Source organism: Pseudarthrobacter xylosi (assembly GCF_055412765.1).
The window spans coordinates 245,364-271,630 of the sequence record NZ_JBVAYT010000005.1 but is presented as its reverse complement, the minus strand read 5'-3'; the positions used below and the strand labels follow the sequence as shown (position 1 = coordinate 271,630).

The following is a 26,267-nucleotide window of genomic DNA, read 5'->3' as shown; positions in this document are numbered from 1 at the left end:
CTCAGCGAATAAGGGAACCAGGCCATGGAGTTGCTCATCGTCGAGGACGACGACGCCATGGCGTCCGCCCTCGCCGCGGCCGTCGCCACCGCGGGGCACAACCCCACCCGGGTTGCCCGCGGAGCCGACGCCCTGCTGGTCCACCGGAAGTTCGAAGTGATCCTGCTGGACCTGGGCCTTCCCGATATGGATGGCCTGGACGTGCTGCGGAAACTGCGCCAGGTCACGCCGGCGCCTATCCTGATTCTCACCGCGCGCGACGACGAACGCAGCGTGGTGCTCGGCCTGCGGTCCGGAGCGGACGACTACCTCGTCAAACCTGTGAAGCTTGTGGAACTTCTTGCCCGCATCGAAGCCGTCACCCGACGTGCGGGCCGCCATGGCGCCTCGCGGCAGCAGAGCGTGGTGCTGGGTGATCTTGAGATCGACCTCGAGCGGCGCGTGGCCGCCCGCCGTTCCGAGGTGCTGCCGTTGACGGCCACCGAGTTCGACCTGCTGGCACTGTTGGCCAGCCATGCCGGCTCCGTGGTCACCCGCGAACAGATCCTGGATGCGCTGTGGGGCGACGCCTTTGTGGCCTCTTCCCGATCCCTAGACGTGCACCTGACGGGGCTGCGGGCCAAGCTCCAGTTGCCGGGCTTCATCATCAACGTCCGCGGCGTCGGCTACCGGGTCGAGGCGGACCCGGCGTGAAACTGCGCGTCCTGGGCATCCTGAGTGTCCTGGCGGTACTCATCGTCATTATCGCCTCCAACGTGATCCTGACGTCCGCCGGCCGGGAGCTGACCCAGGAACTCCAGATCAACCGTGCCGCGTCGCTCAACCGCTTGGCACAGGTGGCGTTCGACGCAGCTTCCGCCGGCGAGACCGCACAATTGCAGACGGAAATGGACAGGTACTCCGAGCTCTACGGCGAGGGAGTCCTGATCCGCCTCCAGCAGGGCACCGTGCGCTCCGGTGGCCTGAGCGAGGACCGGGCGGACGTCCGGGACGCGGTGGCCAGGGCCAACCTGAACCTCAACGACACCACGCTCACCCCGCTGCAGCCGTTCGGGCCATCCTCCGAGGTGATCTCCCGATCCTTCGGCAGTGCGAGCCAGGTTTTGGGCGAAGCCGTCCTGGAGGTCAACCTGGACGCGGCCCGGCAGAAACTGCGGGAGCGGTGGCTCATCGTGGCATTGGCGGCGGCGGTCCTGGCCGCGGTGCTCCTGCTGGGTGCGGCCCGCGTGACCGGGTGGGTCCTCCGGCCCGTGCACCGCCTGAATGCCGCAGTCACGGAGCTCGAGGCAACAGGCCGGACAGGTCAGCTCCCCGAGGCCGGGCCGCCGGAACTGCGGCAACTGAGCCGTTCATTCAGCACCATGGCGCAGACCGTCAGCCACAGCCTCGATTCCCAACGGCAACTAATAGCGGACACGTCGCACGAGCTGCGCAATCCCGTGGGGGCCCTGCGGCTCAGGATCGATCTGCTGCTGCTGGAACTGAAGACCGCCAGGGAGCACGACGCCGCTGCGGGGGTGCTGGCCGAGCTAGAACGCGTGGAGGAGATCCTGGACGGAGTACTGAAGCTGGCGGCCGCCGAGCACAGGGCCTCTGAGGACTCCGTCCGGGGCCCGCTGGGAACGCCGTCCGGTGGGGTGCAGGCACCGATTAATCCGTACCCGGTCCTGCAGGATGAAACCGAACGGGCCGGGCTGGCCGCCCAGCGCAGCGGAGCATCGATCCTGCTGGCAGATCCGCCTTCCCCCGCTGTGCCCATCGCGTGCAGCGCCGCGGAGCTGGCCCAGATGGTGGGCGAACTTCTGAACAACGCCATCAAATACGCTCCCGGCGCCCACATCTCGGTTGCTGCCCGCGAGCGCCAAGGCACCGTGGCCATCGAAGTGTCCGACGACGGCCCCGGGCTCTCCACCGAAGAACGAACGGCGGCCACCCGCCGTTTCTGGCGGTCCCCCGAGCACCGGGCGATCCGCGGCACCGGGCTGGGCATGACCATTGTGGACAAGCTGGCAGCGGCGAACGGCGGCCGGCTGGTACTTGCGGACGCCTCGCCGCATGGACTGATCGCGCGCCTCGAGTTTCCGCGGGCCGCGGACGTGCCGGGAGCCCGCCATGACTGACCTCATCGGACCCGGAAGGCCCCCGCGGCGGACCTTCCTCACAGCCGGGCTAGCCGGGTTGTCCTGCCTGCTGCTGCCGGCCCTGAGTGGATGCACGCCCACGGACCGTCCGGGCACTGTCACCGTGGCCGGCGGCGAGCCTGGCGGCTTCTACCTGGAGTTCGCCGAACTGCTGGCGGCGTCCCTCCAGCGTCATGGGGTGGCCGGCCAAGCGACGGCACTGACTACCGGCGGCAGCCTGGACAACCTCGAACATCTGCTGACCGGCAAAGCCACGTTCGCCGTCGCGCTTGCGGACTCAGCGGCCCAACGCACAGCGGTGGGTGGGACGCCCGCCGTCGGACTTTCCGCCGTTGGAAAGGTATACGAGAACTATGTCCACTGCGTCATCCGGCAAAACAGCGGAATCCGGGACATTGGCGGGCTTGCCGGCCGGACGGTGGCTGTTGGCGAGCCCGGCTCGGGGACGTCACTGACCACTCCCCGGCTGCTCGAAGCAGCCGGCCTGGGCCCCGCCGGCACCGCTGGCGGGGTGACGGTGCTGAGCCTTGGCCTCAACGAGGGTCTCGCGGCGCTGCGGGACGGAACAGTGGACGCGTTGTTCTGGTCGGGCGGTGTGCCTACCGCGGCCATTGCTGCCGCGAACGACGACGTCGGGCTGGGTTTCCTCGATCTGTCACCGCTGCTGCCGGCACTGCGGGCCGAACACGGCGTCTACTACGATCGGGTGCTGATCCCAGCAGGTGCGTACGAAGGCATTCCGGCCGTGTGGACCGTGGGCGTGGCGAATCTGCTGCTGTGCCGGAGCGACCTTGATGACCAAACCGTCAAGCGGACCGTCGAACTGCTGGTGGGCCATGCCGAGGAACTCATCCCGCGCTCCAGCCTGGGCGTTCAGTTCCTGAGCCCGGAATCCCTGATCAACACCGCGGGTTTGCCCCTACATCCGGGCGCCGTTGCCGCGTACCGGGAACTCCACGGCTGAGCCGGACGCTCATTACCTGATGCACTAAATGCAGGAACGCTCTCTCACCTGCGGTCAGCTCCCCGAGTGCGCCGCCAAAAAGCTGTAGACCTCGGTCTCGTCCACGCCGGGGAACGCGCCGGGCGGCATCGCAGCGAGCAGGTGCGAGTGGGCCCGGGCAGAAGGCCACGCATTGCCCGCCCACTCGGAGGCCAGCGCGGCCGGTGGACGCTTGCAGCAGTTCGGGTCCGGGCACGTGGACTTTTCGCGGGCCGTGGTTTCCCGGCCGCGGAACCACTTCACATGCTGGTACGGCACCCCGATCGACAGTGAGAACTCGCCGTTGGCCGAGCGTTCGGTCCGGGCCGTGCACCAATACGTCCCGGACGGTGTGTCGGTGTACTGGCTGTACGCGCTGAACTTGTCCGGCACATCAAACACTGCCCGCGACGTCCATGCCTTGCACGACGGCTGGCCCTCGATGGCGCCGGTATGGTCCATCGGGAACGTCACGCCGTCGTTCTCGTAGGCCTTGAAGATGATGCCGCTCTGGTGGGTTTTCTGGAAGTGCGTGGTGATGCCCAGGTGCTTCGTGGCGAGGTTGGTGAAGCGGTGGGCAGCGGTCTCGTAGGACACGGCAAAGGCGTCACGGATGTCCTCAACCGCGATTTCCTTGGCAGCCTTGGCCTTCTGCAGGAAGTCCACGGCGGCCTGCTCCGGCAACAGCAAGGCGGCCGCGAAGTAGTTGGTGGCGACCCGCTGGGCGAGGAAATCGCCGTAGTTCTTCGGGGTCTCGTGCCCCAAAACGTAGTGACCCAGCGCCTGCAGCAGCACGGACCGGGGGTCGTGATCCTGCCGCTGGCTCTGCGTCAGGTAAATTCTGTGGTTCTTCAAATCCGTCACTGAACGGGTGGAATGCGGCAGGTCGCTCACATGGTGGAGGGTGAAGCCGAGCTTCTCGGCGATGTCGGCAATGACGTGCTGACTCAACGGCCCGCCCGTGTAACCCACCAGCCCGAGTACTTTCTGCGCCTCGGCCTCATACTCCGGGAAGTAGTTGCCGCGCTCGCGCATCATGGCACGCAGCTCACCGTTCGCGCGGCGGGCCTCTTCCGGCGTCGCCACCTGCTCGTTGAGCTTGCGTTCGAGCTCGTGCAGCAGCCCCACCTGCGCCTCCAGCACATCCAGCGGAAGCCGCGCGCTGATGCGGATTTTGGGCAGGTTCAGGGACTCGTACAGTGGTCCGCGCTGGTAGCGTTCCAGCTCAATTTCCAGAGCCGCCCGGCGGCTCGGCGGTTCGGCGCCCAGCAGCTGGTCGATACTCACGTTGAGCGCGGCGGCCAGCCCCTGCAGCAGCGAAAGTTTGGGCTCCCGTTTGCCATTTTCGATCAGGCTCAACTGGCTGGGGGCGGTCCCGACGGCGGCGCTCAGGTCATCGAGCGTGTACCCGGCCTGCTTGCGCAGATGCCGCACGCGGCGGCCCAGGCTAATGACGTCCAGTTCCAGGGAGGCGGCGGACGACGGTGGCAGTACAACTTCGCGGTTCCAGCTTCCAGGCGTCATTTCTTGAGCATACGCGAAGAAATGCATTTCTTTCCATGGTTATCCCCTAGAGAAGTGTTGTGAAGTGCTGAAAAGTAGTAATCACGGAAAGAAACACCGCACCGGGTAACCGGCCGGAACTGCAACGAAGCAGCTCCGGCCGGCAGCTAACCACCCGGAGCTCAATCAAGGAGACAACGATGACTGCAGCATTTGAGCCCACCCAGCAGACGCCCCAAGAGCAGGCCGCCGCCCTGGAGCTCGAGTGGGCCGCCAACCCCCGCTGGGAAGGTGTGACCCGTGACTACAAGGCAACGGACGTCGTCAAGCTCCGCGGCCGTGTCTCCGAAGAGCACACCCTGGCCCGCCGCGGTTCCGAGAAGCTGTGGAAGCAGCTCACCGAAGAGCACAAGACCGGCGGCTACACCAACGCACTGGGTGCCCTGACCGGCAACCAGGCCGTCCAGCAGGTCAAGGCGGGCCTGCGCGCCATCTACCTCTCCGGCTGGCAGGTCGCAGCCGACGCCAACAACTCCGGCCACACCTACCCGGACCAGTCCCTGTACCCGGCCAACTCGGTTCCGACCGTTGTCCGCCGCATCAACAACGCCCTCCTGCGTGCGGACCAGATCGAATTCTCCGAAGGCATCCAGACCGTTGAAGACTGGATGGTGCCGATCATTGCCGACGCCGAGGCCGGCTTCGGTGGCCCGCTGAACGCCTACGAGCTCATGAAATCCATGATCCAGGCCGGCGCGTCAGGCGTGCATTGGGAAGACCAGCTCGCCTCGGAGAAGAAGTGTGGGCACCTCGGCGGCAAGGTGCTGATCCCCACCCAGCAGCACGTCCGCACGCTGAACGCGGCCCGCCTGGCGGCCGACGTTGCCGGCACCCCCTCGGTGGTCATTGCCCGTACCGACGCCGAGGCCGCCACGCTGATCACCTCCGACGTTGATCCCCGCGACAAGGAATTCGTCACCGGCGAACGCACCCCGGAAGGCTTCTACAAGGTCCGTAACGGCATCGAACCCTGCATTGCCCGCGCCAAGGCCTATGCCCCGTACTCCGACCTCATCTGGATGGAGACTGGCACCCCGGACCTGGAGCTGGCCCGCAAGTTCGCCGAAGCGGTCAAGGCCGACTTCCCGGACCAGATGCTCTCGTACAACTGCTCGCCGTCGTTCAACTGGCGCAAGCACCTGGACGACGCCACCATCGCTAAGTTCCAGCGTGAACTCGGCGCCATGGGCTTCACGTTCCAGTTCATCACCCTGGCCGGCTTCCACGCCCTGAACTACTCGATGTTCGATCTCGCCCACGGTTACGCCCGTGAAGGCATGAGCGCCTACGTCGAGCTGCAGGAGAAGGAATTCGCCTCCGAGTCCCGCGGCTACACCGCGACAAAGCACCAGCGCGAAGTCGGCACCGGCTACTTCGACGACATCGCAACTGCGCTCAACCCGAACGCATCCACGCTGGCCCTGGTGGGATCCACCGAAGAAGGCCAGTTCCACTAACCATTCACCGCCCAAGGTGAGCTGATGATGTCGCTCACCCGAAGGCACGACGGCGGCCGGCACCTAAGGTGCCCATGCCATCGGGGCCGGGAAAGGTGATCCGGAAGCGTGCGTAAAAGGGGCCCTGTCCCCGCCCGGCCGAGCTCTGCGAGGCCCAGGTGGGGACGGGGAATAGCACGCGGAGGATTACCTTTCCCGGCCCCAAACCGTACACCGCCGTCGAACATTTGCTTCTCTGAGGAGAGATTGAAATGAACACCTTCACTGACAGCTTCACCATCAACGGGATCACTTTGACCGCGCAGCCCATCTGCCGGCAGGACGAGGTTCTTACTCCGGATGCACTGGAGTTTGTCGCTAAGCTGCACCGGGCCACGGCTGAGCGCCGGCAGGAACTGCTGCAGGCACGCCGGACCCGCCGGGCCGAGATCGCCGCCGGCCAGGACCCCAGCTTCCTCCGCGAAACCGAGGACATCCGCAACGACCCGTCATGGCGCGTCGCTCCCCCGGCCCCGGGCCTGGAGGACCGCCGGGTGGAGATCACCGGACCGGTGGATAAGAAAATGACCATCAACGCGCTGAACTCCGGTGCGAAGGTGTGGCTCGCTGACATGGAGGACTCCTCCACCCCCACCTGGCGGAACGTCATCAAGGGCCAGCTGAACCTCACCGACGCCCTCGAACGGCGCATCGACTACACAAGCCCCGAAGGCAAGGAATACAAGCTCCGCCCCGCCGGCGAGCTGCCCACCATCGTGGTGCGCCCCCGCGGCTGGCACCTGCCCGAGAAGCACATGATCATCGACGGCGCCCCGGTGGCCGGCGGCATCGTGGACTTCGGCCTGTTCTTCTTCCACAATGCCCGCCGCCTCCTGGCCCAGGGCAAAGGCCCGTACTTCTACCTGCCCAAGATCGAGAACCACCTCGAAGCACGCCTCTGGAATGACATCTTCATCCTCGCCCAGGACCTCCTCGGCATCCCGCAGGGCACCATCCGCGCCACCGTGCTGATCGAAACCATCACCGCAGCCTTCGAAATGGAGGAGATCCTCTACGAACTGCGCGATCACGCCTCCGGCCTGAACGCCGGCCGCTGGGACTACATCTTCTCCCTGATCAAGAACTTCCGGACCCGCGGCCCCCGCTTCGTCCTGCCCGACCGCGCCCAGGTGACCATGACCCAACCCTTCATGCGCGCCTACACCGAACAGCTGGTCCGTGCCTGCCACAAGCGCGGCGCCATGGCCATCGGCGGCATGGCCGCAGCCGTCCCCAACCGCAAGGACGAGGCCGCCAACACCAACGCGTTCGAAAAGGTCCGTGCCGACAAGACCCGCGAGGCCAACGACGGCTTCGACGGCTCCTGGGTGGCCCACCCGGACCTCGTTCCGGTCTGCCGCGAAGTGTTCGACGCCACCCTCGGCGAGCGTCCCAACCAGCTGGACCGCACCCGTGAGGACGTCATCCCGGACGACCGCGCCCTCATCAACGTGGCCGCCACCGAAGGCACCATCACCGAACAGGGCATCCGGAACAACATCGAGGTAGGCATCCGCTACATCGAGTCCTGGCTCCGCGGGAACGGCGCCGTCGCCATCCACAACCTCATGGAAGACGCCGCCACCGCGGAAATCTCCCGCTCCCAGATCTGGCAGTGGATGTTCGCCTCCGCCATCACCGACCGCGGCGAAATCATCACGCACCAGTGGATCGAGGAGCTGCTCGACGAAGAGTTCGCGCGCCTGGAACGCTTCGACGGCGACCGCTTCGAAGACTCCCGCGACATCTTCGAGGAAGTCACGCTCAGCCAGGACTTCCCGTCCTTCCTGACCCTCCCCGCCTACGCCCGCTACCTCACCGAAGCCCGCGAAAAGGCAACCAAAGAGGAGCTCGCAGCGGCTTAGGGCTGCAGGCTACTGAATAGATTTCCGTCCGCCGGGCAGGCACGACCTTCGCAACAGGCACCCCCGAGATCCGGGGCGCCGGCCCGGCGACGGAACACCACGTATGACCCGCGGACGCTCTCTCACTATCCTCAAGATAGTGAGAGAGCGTCGGTCGTTAAGCTGCGTTAAGTGAGAGAGCGTTGGTAAATCTTGGGGAAGGAAAGACGTACGACGGCGGGACGCGTCAGCGTCCTTTCGGCACCAGCCGCACGGCCAGGGTTGTGCAGACGAAGAACATCAACACCGACCCCAGGATCACCAGTAGCGCCGGGGTCCAGGAACCCGAGGTGTCGTGCACGAACCCCACCAGCGGCGGGGCCACCGCACCGAAGCAGTAACCGAGCCCCTGGACCGTCGCAGACATCCGGCCCGCGGACGCCTGGTCCCGGGCCAGTTTGATGATGGCGATGAAGATCAGCGTGATCCCGCCGCCCTGCGCGATGCCGCCGAAGGTGGACCACAGCCACCACAGCTCCGGCGCCAGCAGCAGCCCGGCCGGCACGGCCGTCCAGAGCACGCCAATGGTGACTGCCGTCGTCGTCGTACTGAAATACTTGGCTGCGAACGGCACTCCCAGGCCGCCAACTATGGCGAAGATCTGGAACAGCGATGAACCTGCCCCGGCCTCCGAAGCGGACATGCCGAGCTCGTCGTTGAGGTAGCTCGGCAACCACGCCGTCACCGCATAGTAGGAAAAAGCCTGCCCGGCGAAGCCTGCGGTGAGCCCGGCGGTAATCCAGCCGGAGCCCTTGACGGCCGGGTGCTCCTGCCCGCCGGCCACTATGGTGCGGGAGGGCACAAACGCGGTGCGGGCGCCCACTGCGAGGGTCCAGAAGACGATGGCAATCACGGCCAGGATGCCCACGGCGGCCAGGGCCACCCGCCAACCGGCCAGCTCGGCGAGGGGCGCCGTGACCATCGACGTCAGGAATGACCCGATATTCAACGCCGCGGTGTAGACACCCATGGCGGTCCCTTGGCGCAGCGGGGAGAAGTCGCGGCGGATAATCAACGGCACCGCGATGTTGCCTACCGTGATGGCCAGACCGATCATCACCGTGCCCACCACCACGGGTCCCGGGCCGCCCGCCGAGCGCACAATCACGCCTGCCAGGACGCCAAGGATGGTGAGGGAGACGGCGAACTCCGCGCCGAGTTTCCTTGTGGCCAGTGACGCCAGCGATGCTGCGAGCGCGAAGCACAGCACCGGGATGCTGGTCAGCAGGCCCAGCATCACGGGAGTGAATCCCAGGTCGGCCTGCATCAGGTCAACCACCGGGGCAACGGCAACGAAGGGCCCGCGCAGGTTCAGCGCCAGCAGTCCGATGCAGGCGAGCAGGATCCAGCCCTTGGGGACTTTGGCCAGGAACTGTCCGCTCATGAGGATTCCGCGGTGGCTACATAGGATTTCATCACTTCCATTGCTATCACGCCGGGTTGCGCCGGACGCCACAGGCAGCGTCATGGCGCCCTGGCATACGATGAAGCTCACACGAGCCGGCCCTCTAGCGTGCGGGATGCCAAGCCGCACCGTCGGACGGCCACGCCCCTCGGACGAAGGAACTTCACATGCAGCAACGGCTTGCCATCCTCGACGACTACCAGGACGTTTCGCACGCCTTCGCCGATTGGTCCTCCCTGGAGCAGAGCGGCGTTTCAACGTCCGTCTTCCGCGAGCCCTTCCAGTCCGAGGACGCCCTGGCAGCGGCGCTCGCCAACTACCAGATCGTCATTGCGATGCGGGAGCGGACCCCATTCCCCCGCACCCTGCTGGAACGGCTCCCGGGGCTCAAGCTGCTGGTGACCACTGGCATGGCCAACGCCGCCATCGATGTGGCCGCAGCAACGGAACTCGGCATCACCGTGTGCGGCACGCCCGGGTCCCCCAGCGCCGCTCCAGAACTGACCTGGGCCTTACTGCTCGCGATCGCCCGCAACCTCCCGGCCGAGGAGAACTCGCTGCGGGCCGGCACGTGGCAGACCTCGGTGGGCATGGAGCTGTCCGGAAAAACCCTGGGCATCGTGGGCCTGGGCAAGATCGGCCGGCGGATCGCAGCTTACGGGCAGGCGTTCGGCATGGAAGTGCTCGCCTGGAGCCAGAATCTCACCGACGAGGCCGCGACCGCGGCCGGGGTCCAGAAGGTCAGCAAAGAGGACCTCTTCAGGAATTCCGACGTCGTCTCCCTCCACCTGCGGCTGTCTCCCCGTTCCGAGGACATCGTGGGTGAGCAGGAACTGCGGCTCCTTGGCCCGGAAGGCATCCTGGTGAACACTTCGCGGGGTCCGCTGGTGAACCAGGATGCCCTGGTGCGGGCTTTGAACGAGGGCTGGATCCGGGGCGCGGCCCTGGACGTTTTTGACCAGGAACCACTTCCGGCGGGACACCCGCTGCTCAGCGCCCCCAACACTGTGCTGTCCCCGCACCTCGGCTACGTGACGGCGGAGAGCTACCGGCAGTTCTACGGCGGCGCGTTCGAGGACGTCAGGGCCTGGCTGGCGGGAACACCGATCCGCGCGCTCACGGACTAGAGGCTAGCCGGCCGCCTGGAGCGTCGCCTCAATGGCGGCAGGCGACAACACGTATTGCGTGACCATCTGGCTCGCACCAAGAATCGCCGCCTGGTCCCCGGCCACGGACAGGGCGATCCGCAGGTGGCTGGTTGCCAGCGGCAAGGACCTCCGATAGACCACTTCACGGACGCCTGCCATCAGGTGTTCGCCGGCCTGGCCCAGGCTCCCGCCGATGACAATCACCGACGGGTTGAGCAGGTTGACCACGGTGGCCAGCACATCGCCCACATCCCGGCCGGCCTGGCGCAGGGCATGGATGGCCAGCGGATTTCCCTCGCCGACCAGCCGCAGCACGTCACTGCCCTTGCGCGCCGGCACACCCTGCCGCTCCAATTCAGCGGCCAGGGCCGGCCCGGAAGCGAGCGCCTCCAGGCAGCCGTAGTTTCCGCACCGGCACAACACATCGTCGCCGCGGGGCACGCGTACGTGGCCCAGATCGCCCGCCGTTCCATTGGCGCCGCGCTGCAGTTCGCCGTTGCTGATGATCCCGGATCCGATGCCGGTGGCAACTTTGATGAACAGGAAATTCCCGTGGTCCGGCCAGTGCGCCGACCGCTCCCCCAACGCCATGATGTTCACGTCGTTGTCCACCAGCACCGGCACTGGCAGGGAGCGCTGGACGTACGGGACGACGTCGAACCCGTCCCACCCCGGCATGATGGGCGGCTTGACGGGCTTTCCGGTGGCGTGCTCCACGGGCCCCGGCAGGCCGATCCCCACGCCGGCGAGGTCGCGCGGGTCCCGCCCCGCCTGCTTCAGCAGCGCCAGGCCCTCCTTGATCACCCGGCCGAGCACCGCATCGGGGCCGGCAGCCACATCCTGGGCCAGCCGCCGCTCCGCCAGGACCCGGCCGCTGAGATCGGTGACGGCAACAATCACGTGGGTGGCGCCGACGTCGACGGCCAGGACGGCGCGCGCCGCCGGGTTGAAGGCAAAACGCGACGGCGGCCTGCCACCGCTGGAGTTCGCCTCACCCGCCGCGCCCACCAGTCCGGAGGCGATTAGGGCGTCGATGCGCGCGGCAACGGTGGAACGTGCCAATCCGGTGGTCAGGGCCAGCTCTGCCCGGGTCCGGGCCTTGCCGTCCCGCAGGAGCTGGAAGAGGTCGCCGGCGCGCGCCAGGCTGACGCCGTGGTCTGGGGCGGCGTGCTCGGTTCCGGGGCTGAGGCTCATGGATCATGAATAACACATGAAACTTCTGCCTGTCACGCGGAATAAAGAATATCGGCATCCAGGCAACTTTTGCTTGACGATCGGCAAAAGTCATTCTAGCTTTAGTGGAAGTGGCATCGCCCTCAGCACGGCAGCACCCAATCAACGTGGATTCCCGTCTGCAATCAGGAGAACCAATGAACTACTCGATCCAGCTCTACACACTCCGGGACCAGATCCAGGCAGACCTTTCCGGCACCATCCGCAAGGTCGCGGAGATCGGCTTTACGAAGGTTGAGCCGTACAACTTTGTCGCCACGGCCAAGGAACTCGGGGCTGCACTGAGGGAGAACGGCCTGACGGCTCCGTCCGGGCACGCGCCGCTGCTGAGCCAGGACCAGGACGAAATTTTCGCCGCGGCCAGGGAACTGGGGATCACCACGGTGATCGACCCGTTCATCGCGGCTGACCGCTGGCAGTCCGCGGCGGACATCCAGGCCACCGCTGCCAGCCTTAACGACGCAGCCAGGAAGGGCGCCGGATACGGCATCCGCGTGGGTTATCACAACCACCAGTGGGAGCTGGAGTCCAGCATCGAAGGACGGACCGCGCTGGAGTACTTCGCGGACCTCCTCGATCCCGACGTTGTCCTTGAGGTGGACACCTACTGGGTTGCCGTGGGCGGCCAGGATCCCGTGGCGGTGCTGGAGCGCCTGGGCGACCGGGTGAAGTTCATCCATATCAAGGACGGACCCCTGAACACCGACACCAAGGCGCAGCAGCCGGCGGGCCAGGGCAAGGTCGCCGTGCTGGACGTCATCGCCGCCGCCAGGTCCCTCGAGGTGGGCGTGGTGGAGTTCGATGACTACGCCGGAGACATCTTCGAAGGCATCGCCGAGAGCCTCGCCTACCTCAATGCCGCACAGGGCACCGGCACGGCCGGAGCACGCGCATGAGCCACGCAGCATCGACCCGCCGCGGCCCGGTAGGAGTTGCCGTCATTGGCGCCGGGAACATCAGCAAGCAATACCTGGACAACCTGACCGTCTTCCCGGACCTGAAAGTCCTCGTCATCGCGGACCTCTTTGAAGAGGCAGCCGAGGCCCGTGCCAAGGAATACGGCATCGCGGAGTGGGGCGGCGTGGACGCGGCACTGAACCACCCCGACGTCGAAATCATCGTGAACCTGACCATCCCCGCGGCGCACGTGGAAGTGGCCACCGCCGCCGTCAATGCCGGCAAGCACGTCTGGACCGAGAAACCCTTCTCGCTGGACCGCATGTCCGGGCTCGGCCTGCTCAAAACCGCCGATGCCGCCGGGATCCGCCTCGGCTGCGCCCCGGACACCTTCCTCGGCGCCGGCCTGCAGACCGCGCGCCGGCTGATCGAACGCGGCGACATCGGCACCCCCCTGACGGCCATGACCACCTTCCAGACCCCCGGTCCGGAATCCTGGCACCCCAACCCGGCCTTCCTCTTCCAGACCGGCGCCGGGCCACTCTTCGACATGGGCCCGTACTACCTCACCACGCTGGTCCAGACGTTCGGCTCCATCCGCAAGGTGGCCGCCGTCGGATCCTCCGCTAAGGCAACCCGCGTCATCGGCTCCGGGCCCAAGGCCGGCGAGGAGTTCACCGTCGAGGTGCCCACCCACGTGTCCGCCATGGCCCAGTTCGAAAGCGGCGCGTCATCGCACAGCGTCTTCTCCTTCGAGTCCCCCCGCGTGCACATGGGCTTCGTGGAGATCACCGGCACCGAAGCAACCCTGTCCCTGCCGGACCCCAACAATTTCGACGGCGACATCAGGCTCTGGCGCGCCGGGGACGAGGACTGGACCACCGTTCCCGCGACCGGCCCCGCCAACGGCCGCGGCATGGGCGTCCTGGACATGGCCAGGTCCATCCGTGCAGGTGTCCCCCACCGCGCCACCGGAAACCTGGCCTACCACGTCCTGGACACCATGGTCTCGATCACCGAATCCATGGAAACCGGCACGTTCGTTGACGTTGAAAGCTCCGCTCCCGCGTCCCCGGCCCTCCCCGAGGACTGGGCCCCGGAAACCGCAACGCTCTAGGAACGATGATGACTCCTGTGAAGCGCCCGCTCGGCGTCGCAATGATCGGCTATGCGTTTATGGGCAAGGCCCATTCCAACGCCTGGCGCAACGTGTCCAGCTTCTTTGACGTCCCGGCCTTCGAGCAGAAACTGCTCGTGGGCCGGGACCCCGCGGGAGTGGCCGAAGCAGCTGCCAAATACGGCTGGGCCGAGACTGCGACGGACTGGCGCTCCGTTCTCGAACGCGATGACATCGACATCGTGGACATCTGCGCGCCGGGCTGGATGCACGCCGAGATCGCGATCGCCGCGCTCGAGGCAGGCAAGCATGTCCTGGTGGAAAAGCCCCTCGCCAACACTCTCGCCGAGGCCGAGGCCATGGCGGCGGCCGCAGCGGCAGCCCGGGCCCAGGGGGTGCAGTCGATGATCGGCTTCAATTACCGGCGCGTGCCGGCGTTGGCCCTGGCGAAGGAACTCATCGCGGAAGGCCGGGTGGGCACTGTCCGGCACGTCCGGGCCGCCTACCTCCAGGACTGGCTGGCGGACGAAACGGCGCCCATGACCTGGCGGCTGAACAAGGAAACCGCAGGCTCCGGGGCTCTCGGGGACATTGCCTCCCACGCCATCGACCAGGTCCTGTTCCTGCTCGGGGACCGGGTGACTGAGGTTTCCGGCCGGCTGCACACCTTCACCACCCGCCGCCCCGGGACGGCGGGCATGGAGGATGTGACGGTCGACGACGCCGCCTGGGCCACACTGTCCCTCACTTCCGGGGCCATCGCCTCAGTGGAGGTCTCCCGGGTGGCCACCGGCCAGAAGAACTCCCTGAAGCTGGAGGTCTACGGGGACAAGGGTGCCATCATCTTCGACCTGGAGAACCTCAACGAGCTCCGGTTCCTCGACGCCACCGCACCCGCCCGCGAGCAGGGCTTCCGCCGGATCCTGGTCAGCGAGCCCGAGCACCCGTACCTTGGAGCGTGGTGGCCGCAGGGCCACATCATCGGCTGGGAGCACACCTTCACCCACGAAATCCGCGACTTCCTGACCGCCATCAGCACCGGAACCCCGCCGTCGCCGTCGTTCGAGGATGGCCTCGACGTGCAGCGGATCCTAAACGCCATCGAAGAGTCCGCCGCCGCGAAAAGCTCCACCATCCCGCTGGCCCGCACCGCAGTTCCTGAAGGAGCCTGACATGTCCCGCCCCTACACCCTGTTCACCGGCCAGTGGGCCGACCTCCCGTTCGAGGAAGTCGCACGCCTGGCCTCCGGCTGGGGCTATGACGGCCTCGAAATCGCCGTGTCCGGGGACCACCTGGACGCCTGGCGCTGGGACGAACCCGGCTATGTCGAGTCCAAGCTCGCCATCCTGGCCAAGTACAACCTCAAGGTCTGGGCCATCTCCAACCATCTCAAGGGCCAGGCCGTGTGCGATGACCCCATCGACTTCCGCCACGAAGCGATCGTCGGGGCCAAGGTCTGGGGCGACGGCGACCCCGAGGGCGTCCGCCAACGCGCCGCCGAGGAAATGAAGCACACCGCCCGGCTCGCGAAGGCACTCGGCGTGGACACCGTCGTCGGCTTCACCGGCTCCTCGATCTGGCAGTACGTGGCCATGTTCCCGCCGGTCCCCGCCGCCGTGATCGAGGCCGGCTACCAGGACTTCGCCGACCGCTGGAACCCCATCCTGGACGTCTTTGACGAATGCGGCGTCCGCTTCGCCCACGAAGTCCACCCCTCCGAAATCGCCTACGACTACTGGACCACCGTCCGGACCCTCGAAGCGATCGGCCACCGTGAAGCGTTCGGCCTGAACTGGGACCCCTCACACTTCATGTGGCAGGGCATCGACCCCGTCTCCTTCATCTGGGACTTCAAGGACCGGATTTACCACGTCGACTGCAAGGACACGAAGCTCCGCCCCACCGGCCGGAACACCGTCATGGGCTCGCACCTGCCCTGGGGCGACCCCCGCCGCGGCTGGGACTTCGTCTCCGCCGGCCGCGGCGACGTCCCCTGGGAATCCTCTTTCCGCGCCCTCACCGCCATCGGCTACAACGGACCCATCTCCGTCGAATGGGAAGACGCCGGCATGGACCGGCTCCACGGCGCCCCCGAAGCCCTCGCCGCCCTGAAGAAATTCGACTTCCCGGCCTCCAACACCTCCTTCGACGCCGCGTTCAGCTCCAAGCCGTAGGAAGCGCACGTAGAATCCCTGCATGACCCACACCATCCGAAAGGCCACAACGGACGACGCCGGCCCGCTCGCCGAACTGGCGGCCGTCACCTTTCCGCTGGCCTGCCCGCCGTCGTCGTCACCGGAGGACATTGCCGCGCACGTGGCCAACACGCTCAGCGAAAGGCACTTCCGGGGGTACCTGGCGGATCCTGACGTCATCATGCTGGTCATCGATGCCGACGGCGCACTCCGCGGCTACAGCCTGCTCGTCAACCGTCCGGCCCAAGACCCGGATGTGGCGTCGGCGCTGCAAGTCCTGCCGTCCGTCGAGCTCAGCAAATGCTACGTCCACCCCGACCATCACGGCCTGGGCGCCGCCGCGGAGCTGATGCACGCCAGCCTGCAGGCCGCCGCCGGAGCGGGCGCGGCCGGGGTATGGCTGGGTGTCAACAGCCAGAACGCGCGGGCCCTCCGGTTCTACGAGAAGTCCGGTTTCCGCACGGTGGGCAGCAAGTCCTTCCGGCTGGGCAGCACCGTGGAGCACGACTTCGTCCTGGAGCGAGCCGTACCCTAGTTCCCTGCACGTCCACCCAGGTTTTCGTCCAAGGGAGGGCGCGGCTCCTTCAGCAGTTTCAGGCCCGGCGGAAGGCCTTCGATGCGCCCTTCGGTTCCCCGCGCGATGATCGTGATTCTGGCGTGGCCCAGCCGGACGTTGTCGGCCCTGAAGTCGCCCTTGTCCTCGGCGAGGAAGGGGGCCAGATGGACAGCACCCCGCGTAAAGTCCGGATCAAAGCGCAGCAGGATACGGGCTAGCTGGATGGGCGCCGCAGCGGCCCAGGCCTGTGGGGAACACGCCGTCGGGTACGGCACTGGCCCGTGATATTCACTGCGGTCGAAGCCGCAGAACAGCTCGGGCAACTGTCCGTCGAAATGTGCAGCTGCGTCGAAGATCCCCCGGGCCAGCTGTTTGGCCTCAGCCACATAGCCGTAGCGCATGAGGCCGGTAGCCACGATGGCCGAGTCATGCGGCCACACTGATCCGTTGTGGTAGCTCACTGGGTTGTACGCCCCCATGTCCGAGGCCAGCGTCCGGATCCCCCAGCCGGTGAACATTTGCGGCGACATCAGCCGCTCCACCACCGACGGCGCTTTTTCCTCGTCGACGATCCCCACCCAGAGGCAGTGGCCCATGTTGGACGTACACGCGTCCACAGGAGTTTTGTCCTTGTCCAGCGCGATGGCGAAGTAGCCCTTGTCCGGCAGCCAGAACTTCTCGTTGAAGGCTTCTTTCAGGGAGGCGGCGCGGCCAGCCCAATGCTGCTCCGTTGCTGCGTCGCCAGCCGAACGTGCCAGCAGTGAGCGGGCCACATAGGCGGCGTAAACGTAACCCTGGACTTCGCAAAGGGCGATGGGAGGCTGAGCTATCCGCCCGTCCGCGAAGTTGATCCCATCCCAGGAATCCTTCCAACCCTGGTTCACCAGCCCATGCGTGTTTGGCCGAAGGTACTCGACAAAACCGTCACCGTCACGGTCCCCGTACTTTTCAATCCACTCCAGGGCCCGGTCCGCGTGCGGCAGAAGAGAATCGATAACCTCATCCGACAGTCCCCACCGGCTGAGCTCGCCGAGGACACTGACAAACAGGGGGGTGGCATCTGCGGTGCCGTAATATGCGGTCCCGCCCAAAGACAGGCCGGCCGTCACGCCCAGCCGCACCTCGTGCGGGATACGGCCCGGCTGTTCCTCGGAATCGTTATCCACTTTCGCGCCTTGGAGTGCCGCCAGTGTCTGCAGGGTTCCCACCGCCAGCGTCGAGTCCACCAGCAGTGACATGTAGGAGGACAGGAGCGAATCGCGGCCGAACAGCGCCATAAACCAAGGCGCACCGGCCGCCACGGCAGCACGGTCAGGATGCTCGGCATCGAAAATCCGCAAGGACCCCAGATCGGACTGGCTGCGCTGCAGGGTTTCCTCAATATTGCGGTCCCCGACAGAGATGCGCGGGACGTTTTCCTCCCACGCCAGGTGCCGCTGCACGCCCGCCCGGTGACGGGGCAGGCCCCCTTCAGTGAAGGGTTCATTCGGAGCCGCACCATTAATCAGAGGGACCACAATGACGCTGGTGGACCACTTGCCTCTTGCTGGGATATGCGCGTGGAACCTCAGCGCGTCAACGGTGACTTCGGCGCCTGCGGCCCTGATCGCTGAGCCGCGGCGCTGCCCGTTCCGGACGGTCTCGACCAGGAGTTCTGCGCCTTTGAGGGTCCGGGTCAGGCTGTCCTCATTGATCGGGCGGCCGCCTTTGACATCGAAAAGGTCGGCCTGGTCTGCATCCACCTGTAGTTCGATCTCGCAGTCGACGGCCTCCGCAGAATAGTTTTGCAAAGTGATGTCGTCCTGCAGACCCGGTCCGATGTGGCGTTGCTGACGGACTACGAGCGGGCTGTCGAACCGGCCGTCCGGCCACTTAGCGCGGCCCACGAAGGCGGCCTCGAACGCGTCCGGCCGCTGGGCCACCAGAGGCTCGCGGAGGGCGCCGTTGATGCGCAGGACCCACCGGGACACAATCCGGGTATCGCGATAAAACGCGCCGTTGGTTCCGCCCTCGGGGCTTATGTCTCCGCTGTGGGAGGAGATGCAGAAGGAAGACCCCTCCACCAGGGTCACAGCGCCGGCGCCGCCGACGTCGGCTTCCGTGTCGGCATTCCAAGCAGTCATGGATGCGCTCCTTCCTCAGGGCCGCCGGATAGAGATGGGGTCCGGTTCCGGCGCCCGGATACCCCGTAGTTGATTCTGATCCACGTGCGATTCATCCGGAACCCCTGCCGCCTGGCTCTTTTCCACGAGCCTTGCGTAGAGGTCCAAGTGGTTGCCAACCATCCTCTCCGTGCTGAACAGCTTGGCTGCCCGGTCCCTGCAGTGTGCCCTGTCCAGCGCTGCGGCGAGGGGAAGGAGGGTGTGCAGCTGATCCGTCGGCGCCAAGTATCCGGTCTTCCCGTGGTCCACAATCTCAGGGGCGGATCCGATTGGAGTTCCCACTACCGGGGTGCCTGTTGAGAGGGCTTCGATCATGACCAGTCCAAACGGTTCGGACCATTGGATGGGATTCAGGAACGCCATCGCTTCGCCCATGAGCCGGTACTTGTCAGTGTCCCCGAGCTCGCCGAGGAAAACCTCGTTGGAGCCCAGGAGCGGTTCAATGACGGAGCGGAAGTACTCCAGCTCTTGCGGTTCACGCATCTTTGCTGCAATACGCAGCGGGATTCCTGCCTGGCGCGCGATGCGGATGGCTTCCAGCACGCCCTTGTCCGGGCACATCCTGCCGACAAAGCAGACGTAGCCGCCTGTGCCGGAGCCGATCGGCACGGCAAGGACGTCCATTCCATGATGGATCACGCGGGTGATGGGGACATCCGGCACACGGGAAGCCTGGTCACGTGAGATTCCGATGATGGCTGTGTCGGCAGCCATCGCGCGGTACAAATCGGCCGACGCCGGGATGAGGGGACCGTGAATGGTGGTCACCACGGGTGCGGGCGACCTCCTCCGGGCCACCAGCGGCCCGGCCAGGGTGTGGTCATGGATGATGTCCACGTCCCCCAGCCCTTCATAAGCCCTTATGACATGGCTGAGCTCTGAGAGCGAAAAACCCATTTCAGCTGGTTCGGAGGGTCTCATCCCCGGCACCAGGGGCACCGGACAGCTACTGTCTGACGCCGCCGCCAGCAACACTTCATGCCCGGCCGCGATGAATCCCCGGGCCAGGGAGTCAACAACCCTCTCGATGCCTCCGTATCCAGCCGGGGGAATCGGGATCCATGGTGCCGCAACAAGTCCTATCCGCATGCTGGCCTCCGGGAGGATCACATGCCACGCCCCCAGACCTGGCGATGAAGTGTGTTCAGAACGGTTTCTGCTTAATCCGCTGCTCCGACTATCGCCCCGAGCGGGGAGCCATTTCAAGCCCCAATGTGACAAATCCGACACTGCCGACGGGGAATGGGTGTCTGACCTGCAGAGTTGTGGCAAGCATGAAGATTGAGATCTGGTCAGACGTCGCGTGTCCCTGGTGCTACATCGGCAAACGCCGGTTCGAGGCCGCCCTGGCCGAGTTCCCGCACCGCGAGGCTGTGGAGGTGAAGTGGCGCAGCTACCAGCTGGACCCCACCCTCCCCGAGCACTACGACGGCACCGAACTGGAGTACCTGAGCACCCGCAAGGGCATGGCCCCGGCACAGGTCTCGCAAATGTTTGACCACGTCGCCGAGCAGGCCAAGGGCGAGGGCCTGGACTACCGGTTCGACCAGGTGGTGGTGGCCAACAGCTTCACAGCCCACCGCCTGATCCATCTCGCGGCCGAGCATGGCCAGCAGGATGCCGCCAAGGAACGCCTGCTGAGCGACCACTTCGAGCATGGCAAGGACATCGGCAGCGCCGAATACCTCACGGATCTGGGCCGGGAGCTGGGCCTCAACCCCGATGCGGTTGCTGAACTCTTCACCTCGGACAAATACGCCGACGCCGTCCGCTTCGATTTCGAGGAGGCCCGCGCCCTGGGCATCACGGGCGTCCCGTTCTTCGTGATCGACCGCAAGTTCGGCCTCTCGGGTGCCCAGCCTGCCGAAACGTTCACGGCGGCGCTCCACCAGGCCTGGCAGGAGACCAACCCGCTGGTTCTGGTTAACGCCGCGGCCGGCAACGACGGCGAGGCCTGCGGCCCGGACGGCTGCGCGGTCTGACCCGGCCCGACGAGTTCATGCTGACCCGACGAGTTCTTACTGACACATCGCGGTAAAGTGTCTGCATGCCCAGGATTTCGGCGGCCAACAACGCCGCGCAACGCGCCGAGACGCAACGCCGGGTCCTGACAGCATTCGGGGAACTCCTGTTCACCCACGGCCTGCCCGGACTGACCATGACAGACGTCGCCCGGCATGCCGGGGTGGGGCGCACCGCGGTCTATAACTACTACGCGGACATCGAAGAGCTGCTGATCTCCTACGCCCTGGACGAGACCGAGCGGTTCCTCGCCGAGCTGAGGGAGTCACTGAGCACTCTCGAGAACCCCGTCGAACGGCTGGCCCTGTACGTGCGCACCCAGGTGGAGGACCTCAGCCGCCGCCACCTCCCGCCCGGACCGGCGATGGCGGCGGTCCTGTCGCCGTCGTCCTTTGCCAAACTGGCCGACCACGTGGGTGAACTCAGCGTCCTGCTGCAGGGCATCCTCAGGGACGGCATGGCGCAGGGGTACCTGCCGCAAGCGGACATTGGCCAGCAGGCGCAGCTCATCCACGGCACACTCTCCTCCAGCGCGGCGCGCGGCAGCAACGAGCCCGCCGAACTTGAGGCGCGGGTCGCCCGCACCGTGCGGTTCATCCAGCTGGGCGCCGGGGCAAGGTTCGGCGACGACGGCGCACCCCTGCGCGTTAGCTAGCGTGCAGGGACCAAAAGTGCGGGGGCTTAGGGCGTGGCGCCGGCCGTCGGAATAACCGGCCACTTGGCATCGTCAGCGATACGCCGGCTTTCACGCGGACAGCTGAGCTTCCCCGGCGTCTGGTCCACGCGGTCCACGGCGGCGAGCTCCCGGTAATCACTGGAAATAATGACGTCAACGCTGGCGTCCGTCCGGTCATCCTGGAAGTAGTCGGAGCCCGGCAGGTTCCGCTGGACGCTGAAGGCGGCAGACTGCCCGGCAGCCCCGGAGACCACCGCAGCCACGCCGCGGAAACCGGCCTCCGTGTTGGCCACGGCTCCCACCACAAATTTCCTGACCAGCAACTCGTCCGCCACAGAGCGGGCCAGCCCGGGCCGACTGGTGGAGTTGTAGACGTTGAGGTTGATCATGTCGTTGGGGGTGTAGTCAAAGGTGGCCCCGGGACAGGTGGTCCGGGGCTCATCGCTGCCTGCCGGCGTCGGGAGCTTAAGCTGTCCGTTCATGATGGCCAGCGCAACGATGATGGCGCCGGCAATGAGGCCCAGCAGCAAAACCAGGACCACGCCATGCACCACGCGGCGGCGCAACCGCACCGGATTGTCGGGGTCGCCGGCAGCCTCAAAGGTGGCCCGCAGTTCGGGGCCGGAAACAACGTGGTGGCCGTGCAGGACGCTGGCGTCCTTGGGTTTCCTAGCCATCTATGACCAGCACACGGGCGTGGATGGCGGTCCGCTGGTGCAACGCTGTCCGGACGGCGCGGTGCAGTCCGTCCTCCAGGTACAGGGTTCCCTGGTACTGCACCACGTGGGGGAAGAGGTCACCGAAAAAGGTGGAGTCTTCGGCCAGGAGCGCTTCGAGGTCCAGCGTCCGTTTGGTGGTCACCAGTTCGTCCAGGCGGACAGGCCGCGGCGGCAGCGATGCCCACTGTTTGGGCGTGTTGAAACCATGGTCGGGATACGGGCGTCCCTCGCCCACAGCTTTGAATATCACCATGCCACCCTAGGCAGCTTGGCGCCCTATGAGAAGTGTCCGGCCCGCACCATCCCAAGGTTGTAGCCAAACAGTGACCATCTGTCACATGCCGCGGACCTAGCACCGCCAGCGCAGGATCGGGGGCCTCCGGCTGACACAATGGAGCCATGACTGCACCCGAATTCCCTGCCGGCACCGCGCCCGGCGTCCGCCTGCCGTCCACCCCGCCCCTCGCCCTCCTGCTCGACGTCGACGGACCCGTGGCCAGCCCCGTGACCCGCGATGTGAAACCAGGCATCATTGCCGATCTGGTGGCGCTGGCCACCGCCGGGATTCCGGTCGTTTTCAACACCGGCCGCTCCGATGCCTTCATCCGGGAGCAGGTCATGGCGCCCATGATCGCTGCGGGAATGCCCGCCGGGACGGTCATCCACGCCATTTGTGAGAAGGGCGCCGTGTGGTTCAGCTACACCGCTGCCGGGCCCGGCCCCATCCACGTTGACCACGCTCTTGCCGTGCCCAAGGCCTACGGCGATGACGTCCGCAGGCTCGTGGCCGAGGACTACTCCAGGCACATGTTTTTTGACGAGACCAAGCGCGCCATGGTGTCTGTTGAACAGCACATCGAGGTGCCCTCCGCCGATTACCTGGCCGAACAGAAGCTTTTCGACTCCGACGCCATGGACCTGATGACCCGCCACGGCCTGGGCGTGGTCCGGCTGGAGCACCACGCGCCGAATTCCGACGACGATGTGGACTACCGTGTCGATCCCACCATCATTTCCACCGATATTGAGTCGGTGCGGCTGGGCAAGGACCTCGGCGCCAGCCGCGCGGTGGAGTTGCTGGCGGCGCAGGGCATCACGCCGCAGGCCTGGCGGACCGTGGGTGATTCCCGCACGGACTATGCGATGGCGGACTGGCTGCACCACAATGACCATCCCGTGAAGCACGTTGATGTCCGCCCGGCGGACGGCGTTCCGGTCAAACCCTACGACGTGTTGACGGCCAGCGATCTGGGGCTTGGGGAAGATGTCATTCACGACGACGCCGGCGGAGCTTTCCTGCGCAGCTGGCGGGAGGCAATGGTCAACTGAGCCCGTCCCCGGCCGGCAACGCCCGTTTGGGGCCTGCCATTTTGGGGGGTCGCGCTATTATTCAGGTAAGAACGCTTACCATTTACCCGCGACGGAGACAACCATTACAGAAGCACCTGTCCAGGACGAGATCTACTACGGCGGCCAGGCGTCCGTAGAACCGCGCACCCACGCCGAGGTGACATCTCCGGCGGCTGAGGCGCGGCTCAAACACCGGCCTGATGTGGTCCGGCACAAGGGCAGGTATGCCCTGATCAACCACAACCGGACGCCGTACCAGGCCATGGTCGAGGACCTGTTGTTCCTGCGCGGTGTCCTGGCGGGCGAAGGCCTTGACTACCTGCTGGTCCGGGGCAACAACGACCGTCCGGTCATCGCCCTGGACTGGAAGGACCGCAAGAAGCTGCGGGCAGCCCTGGTGGAGGCCTGCCGCAACGAGCCGGTCTACTCCATGACCGTGGACGCGAAAAAGAAGTCCTCCGTGCTGGTGGCCGACGGCGATCTCTCCCCCAACCGCCAGGCCCGCATCTTCCGCCTCTACCGTCCACGGGTTGAGCCCGACGGCGGTTTCGAGTTCGGTTCCTCCGCTGGCGTCCAGATTGAGCTCTGGAGCTTTGAGGGCGATCAGCTGATCCTCCCGATCGAAAACTCCCTGACCCGCCGCACCATGCAGTCCCAGGACGCTGTCCGTGGGACGGTTGAACGGTACGGACACACCTGGCCCACCATCGAGAACATGTTCGCCGATCACGCCAGCGACATCAGCTTCGACATCGATCTGGTCTTCTCGTGGGTGGACGGCAGCTCACCCGATTACATCGCGGCCCGCCGCGCCCAGCAAAAGGGTGTGGTTCTCGGCGAAGGCGACGACAACGAAGCCCGCTTCCGGCAGATCAACGAACTCAAGTACGCCCTGCGCTCGGTGTACATGTTCGCGCCCTGGATCCGCCGCATCTTTATCGCCACGGACTCCCCCGCCCCGGAGTGGCTCGCCGATCACCCGTCGGTGACCATTGTCCGCAGCGAGGAATTTTTCGCCGATCCCACAGTGCTGCCCACGCACAACTCGCAGGCCGTGGAATGCCAGCTCCACAACATCGAGGGCCTCTCCGAGCACTTCCTTTACTCGAATGACGACATGTTCTTCGGCCGGCCTGTGGGCCCGGACATGTTCTTCACTCCGGGTGGCGTCACCAAGTTCATCGAGGCAGAGACCCGGATCGGGCTGGGCGACAACGATGCCGAACGCAGTGGCTTCGAGAACGCGGCCCGCGTCAACCGGAAGCTGCTCTGGAACCGCTTCGGGCGGATCACCACACGGCACCTCGAGCACACCGCCGCCCCGCTGCGGCGCAGCGTTGTGGCCAGGATGGAGCGTGAGTTCCCGGAGGAGTTCCAGAAGACGGCCGGCAGCAGGTTCCGCGCCGCGGACAACATCTCGGTCACCAATTCCTTCTACCACTACTACGCCCTGCTCACAGGCCGTGCGGTCACCCAGACCGCAGCCAGGGTGCGGTACGTGGACACCACCGCCCGCGCCGGGCTGAACTACCTGCCCAAGCTGCTGGCCAAGCGGAACATGGACTTCTTCTGCCTCAACGACGGCAGCTTCCCCGAGGTCCCCGCGGACGAGCGCGCCGAGATCGTGACCGATTTCCTGGAGAAGTACTATCCCATCAAGGCGCCCTGGGAACTGTAGCCGGTAGCTGTGCGGGACTGAGGTTGCTCAGTCCCGCACTCCGGGTGATGCCGCTAGATTGCGTACGGCAGGACAACCTTGGCGGCCCCGACTTTTGCCTTGTCCGGGATAGTAATACCGGCGGCGGCCAGGCGCTCTGCAGTCATTTCCGGTGTGACATGTTCGCCAACGGTGGGTGTACTGCCCAGCGGAACCACGGAGTGGACGATGGTGTGTTCGTACACGTGCACCAAATTGAAGGCCTGCCCGCCGTCCCTCCCGCGGGTGCCGCCGACTGCCACGTTAAGGTCCTGCGTGTAGCACGTGGCCGACGCGACGGAGACAGGAATCCCGGCAAAGCTCGCGGTGGTTGAGTAGTGCAGGTGCCCGGCAAGAATGGTCCGGACGTCCGAGTTGCGGACCACGGCAGCCAGGCTGGCCTGGTCACGCAGCTCTACCAGAACGGAAAGGTCCAGGACGGATGGGACCGGGGGATGGTGGAGCGCCAGGATGGTGCCATCAGGAGCGGGAGTTTCCAACTCGCGCGTCAGCCACTCCAGCTGAGCGGTGCTCAGCTCGCCGTGGTGGTAGCCCGGAACCGAGGTGTCCATGGTGATGACCCGCAGGCCGTTGATGAAGTAGCTGCGGTCCACGGGTGCGTCGTTCGCCGGCTCATCCAGGAGCCCTGTCCGGAAGTTCGCGCGGTTGTCGTGGTTGCCCATTGCCCAGATGACCTTGGCGCCCAACTCCTCGCAGGCGGGGTCAACGATGGCCCGCAGCTTTGCGTAAGCCTCCGGGTCGCCCCGGTCGGCCAGGTCACCGGTGAAGATCACGGCCTCGGGCCGCGCCCCGGAGGCCCGGACCTCGTCGAAAAGCTGGATAAGCTTGGATTCGCTGTCAACAGCGCCGTAAAGGGGATCTGGACCTCCCATCAAGTGGGGATCGCTCAGGTGGAGTAGGAAGTGGCGTGGCCGGGGGTGTTCGGCCTCGATGTGCTCCATTGCTGCCTCTGTGGTCGGTGGGAAACGGCGTTTCCCTTCTAC

At 66.0% G+C, this 26,267-nt stretch carries 23 protein-coding genes; 15 read left to right on the top strand and 8 right to left on the bottom strand.

All coding sequences use genetic code 11. From position 1 onward, the window contains the following. Positions 1-24 precede the first annotated feature (24 nt). The 3 genes from ACZY1F_RS13325 to ACZY1F_RS13315 are packed head-to-tail and all read left to right on the top strand — an operon-like array spanning position 25 to position 3,105. Positions 25-693, top strand: a complete 669-nt coding sequence (locus ACZY1F_RS13325) for a response regulator transcription factor (RefSeq protein WP_463942124.1) — start codon at positions 25-27, stop codon at positions 691-693. Continuing rightward, positions 690-2,120 carry a sensor histidine kinase gene (locus ACZY1F_RS13320; RefSeq protein ID WP_463942123.1) on the top strand — a complete coding sequence of 477 codons (1,431 nt, stop codon included), beginning with the start codon at positions 690-692 and terminating at the stop codon, positions 2,118-2,120. Before ACZY1F_RS13325 ends, ACZY1F_RS13320 begins: the two co-directional genes overlap by 4 nt. Further along, the gene (locus ACZY1F_RS13315; RefSeq protein ID WP_463942122.1) at positions 2,113-3,105 is read left to right on the top strand and encodes a TAXI family TRAP transporter solute-binding subunit; all 993 of its coding nucleotides are present in this window, start codon (positions 2,113-2,115) and stop codon (positions 3,103-3,105) included. The genes ACZY1F_RS13320 and ACZY1F_RS13315 overlap by 8 nt, the downstream gene beginning before the upstream one ends. A 54-nt stretch (positions 3,106-3,159) precedes the next feature. Here ACZY1F_RS13315 and ACZY1F_RS13310 read toward each other — a convergent pair whose 3' ends face one another. Next, on the bottom strand, positions 3,160-4,674 hold the full coding sequence (locus ACZY1F_RS13310; RefSeq protein WP_463942121.1) for a helix-turn-helix domain-containing protein: 1,515 nt from the start codon (positions 4,672-4,674) through the stop codon (positions 3,160-3,162). A 152-nt stretch (positions 4,675-4,826) separates the two neighbouring features. Between ACZY1F_RS13310 and aceA the strand changes: the two genes are divergently transcribed. Beyond that, on the top strand, positions 4,827-6,143 hold the full coding sequence (gene aceA / locus ACZY1F_RS13305; protein ID WP_463942120.1) for an isocitrate lyase: 1,317 nt from the start codon (positions 4,827-4,829) through the stop codon (positions 6,141-6,143). Positions 6,144-6,394: 251 nt separating this feature from the next. After that, entirely contained in the window at positions 6,395-8,047 is a 1,653-nt protein-coding gene (aceB, locus tag ACZY1F_RS13300; protein WP_463942119.1) for a malate synthase A, read from the top strand. 226 nt (positions 8,048-8,273) lie between these two features. On the opposite strand, the gene ACZY1F_RS13295 is transcribed toward aceB, so the two are convergent. Beyond that, positions 8,274-9,470, bottom strand: coding sequence for an MFS transporter (locus tag ACZY1F_RS13295; RefSeq protein ID WP_463942118.1), 1,197 nt, complete (start codon positions 9,468-9,470; stop codon positions 8,274-8,276). A 188-nt stretch (positions 9,471-9,658) separates the two neighbouring features. On the opposite strand from ACZY1F_RS13295, the gene ACZY1F_RS13290 reads away from it, so the two are divergent. Further along, positions 9,659-10,618 carry a D-2-hydroxyacid dehydrogenase family protein gene (locus tag ACZY1F_RS13290; protein ID WP_463942117.1) on the top strand — a complete coding sequence of 320 codons (960 nt, stop codon included), beginning with the start codon at positions 9,659-9,661 and terminating at the stop codon, positions 10,616-10,618. A 3-nt stretch (positions 10,619-10,621) separates the two neighbouring features. Here the strand turns inward: ACZY1F_RS13290 and ACZY1F_RS13285 are convergent, their stop codons facing one another. Beyond that, the gene (locus tag ACZY1F_RS13285) at positions 10,622-11,833 is read right to left on the bottom strand and encodes an ROK family transcriptional regulator (RefSeq protein WP_463942116.1); all 1,212 of its coding nucleotides are present in this window, start codon (positions 11,831-11,833) and stop codon (positions 10,622-10,624) included. A 176-nt stretch (positions 11,834-12,009) separates the two neighbouring features. On the opposite strand from ACZY1F_RS13285, the gene ACZY1F_RS13280 reads away from it, so the two are divergent. The 5 genes from ACZY1F_RS13280 to ACZY1F_RS13260 are packed head-to-tail and all read left to right on the top strand — an operon-like array spanning position 12,010 to position 16,617. Further along, positions 12,010-12,768 (top strand): sugar phosphate isomerase/epimerase family protein, encoded by a 759-nt coding sequence (locus tag ACZY1F_RS13280; protein ID WP_463942115.1) that lies wholly within the window; start codon positions 12,010-12,012, stop codon positions 12,766-12,768. Further along, positions 12,765-13,886, top strand: a complete 1,122-nt coding sequence (locus ACZY1F_RS13275) for a Gfo/Idh/MocA family protein (protein WP_463942114.1) — start codon at positions 12,765-12,767, stop codon at positions 13,884-13,886. Before ACZY1F_RS13280 ends, ACZY1F_RS13275 begins: the two co-directional genes overlap by 4 nt. Positions 13,887-13,894: 8 nt before the next feature. Further along, the gene (locus ACZY1F_RS13270) at positions 13,895-15,058 is read left to right on the top strand and encodes a Gfo/Idh/MocA family protein (RefSeq protein WP_463942113.1); all 1,164 of its coding nucleotides are present in this window, start codon (positions 13,895-13,897) and stop codon (positions 15,056-15,058) included. A 1-nt stretch (position 15,059) separates the two neighbouring features. Beyond that, the gene (locus tag ACZY1F_RS13265; RefSeq protein ID WP_463942112.1) at positions 15,060-16,061 is read left to right on the top strand and encodes a sugar phosphate isomerase/epimerase family protein; all 1,002 of its coding nucleotides are present in this window, start codon (positions 15,060-15,062) and stop codon (positions 16,059-16,061) included. Positions 16,062-16,083: 22 nt separating this feature from the next. Continuing rightward, the gene (locus ACZY1F_RS13260) at positions 16,084-16,617 is read left to right on the top strand and encodes a GNAT family N-acetyltransferase (RefSeq protein ID WP_463942111.1); all 534 of its coding nucleotides are present in this window, start codon (positions 16,084-16,086) and stop codon (positions 16,615-16,617) included. Here the strand turns inward: ACZY1F_RS13260 and ACZY1F_RS13255 are convergent. Together ACZY1F_RS13255 and ACZY1F_RS13250 are read right to left on the bottom strand one after the other, a co-directional pair. Then, a complete protein-coding gene (locus tag ACZY1F_RS13255) occupies positions 16,614-18,761 on the bottom strand; it encodes an amylo-alpha-1,6-glucosidase (RefSeq protein ID WP_463942110.1) in 2,148 nt (715 codons plus the stop codon). The two genes, ACZY1F_RS13260 and ACZY1F_RS13255, sit on opposite strands and share 4 nt — an antisense overlap. Positions 18,762-18,776: 15 nt before the next feature. Beyond that, a complete protein-coding gene (locus ACZY1F_RS13250; RefSeq protein WP_463942109.1) occupies positions 18,777-19,889 on the bottom strand; it encodes a glycosyltransferase family 4 protein in 1,113 nt (370 codons plus the stop codon). Positions 19,890-20,074: 185 nt separating this feature from the next. Here ACZY1F_RS13250 and ACZY1F_RS13245 point away from each other — a divergent pair, with 185 nt between their 5' ends. After that, positions 20,075-20,782, top strand: coding sequence for a DsbA family oxidoreductase (locus ACZY1F_RS13245; protein ID WP_463942108.1), 708 nt, complete (start codon positions 20,075-20,077; stop codon positions 20,780-20,782). Between the two features lie 65 nt (positions 20,783-20,847). Next, the gene (locus ACZY1F_RS13240) at positions 20,848-21,477 is read left to right on the top strand and encodes a TetR/AcrR family transcriptional regulator (protein ID WP_463942107.1); all 630 of its coding nucleotides are present in this window, start codon (positions 20,848-20,850) and stop codon (positions 21,475-21,477) included. A 26-nt stretch (positions 21,478-21,503) separates the two neighbouring features. Here ACZY1F_RS13240 and ACZY1F_RS13235 read toward each other — a convergent pair whose 3' ends face one another. Then, on the bottom strand, positions 21,504-22,175 hold the full coding sequence (locus ACZY1F_RS13235) for a LytR C-terminal domain-containing protein (RefSeq protein WP_463942106.1): 672 nt from the start codon (positions 22,173-22,175) through the stop codon (positions 21,504-21,506). After that, complete coding sequence (locus tag ACZY1F_RS13230) at positions 22,168-22,467, bottom strand: type II toxin-antitoxin system VapB family antitoxin (RefSeq protein WP_058930154.1); 300 nt, start codon at positions 22,465-22,467, stop codon at positions 22,168-22,170. Before ACZY1F_RS13230 ends, ACZY1F_RS13235 begins: the two co-directional genes overlap by 8 nt. 149 nt (positions 22,468-22,616) lie before the next feature. Between ACZY1F_RS13230 and ACZY1F_RS13225 the strand changes: the two genes are divergently transcribed. Continuing rightward, a complete protein-coding gene (locus ACZY1F_RS13225; protein WP_463942105.1) occupies positions 22,617-23,546 on the top strand; it encodes a Cof-type HAD-IIB family hydrolase in 930 nt (309 codons plus the stop codon). Positions 23,547-23,829: 283 nt separating this feature from the next. Next, positions 23,830-25,245 (top strand): stealth family protein, encoded by a 1,416-nt coding sequence (locus ACZY1F_RS13220; RefSeq protein WP_463942267.1) that lies wholly within the window; start codon positions 23,830-23,832, stop codon positions 25,243-25,245. Between the two features lie 53 nt (positions 25,246-25,298). Here the strand turns inward: ACZY1F_RS13220 and ACZY1F_RS13215 are convergent, their stop codons facing one another. Further along, positions 25,299-26,225, bottom strand: coding sequence for a phosphodiesterase (locus ACZY1F_RS13215; protein WP_463942104.1), 927 nt, complete (start codon positions 26,223-26,225; stop codon positions 25,299-25,301). Between the last annotated feature and the right edge of the window lie 42 nt (positions 26,226-26,267).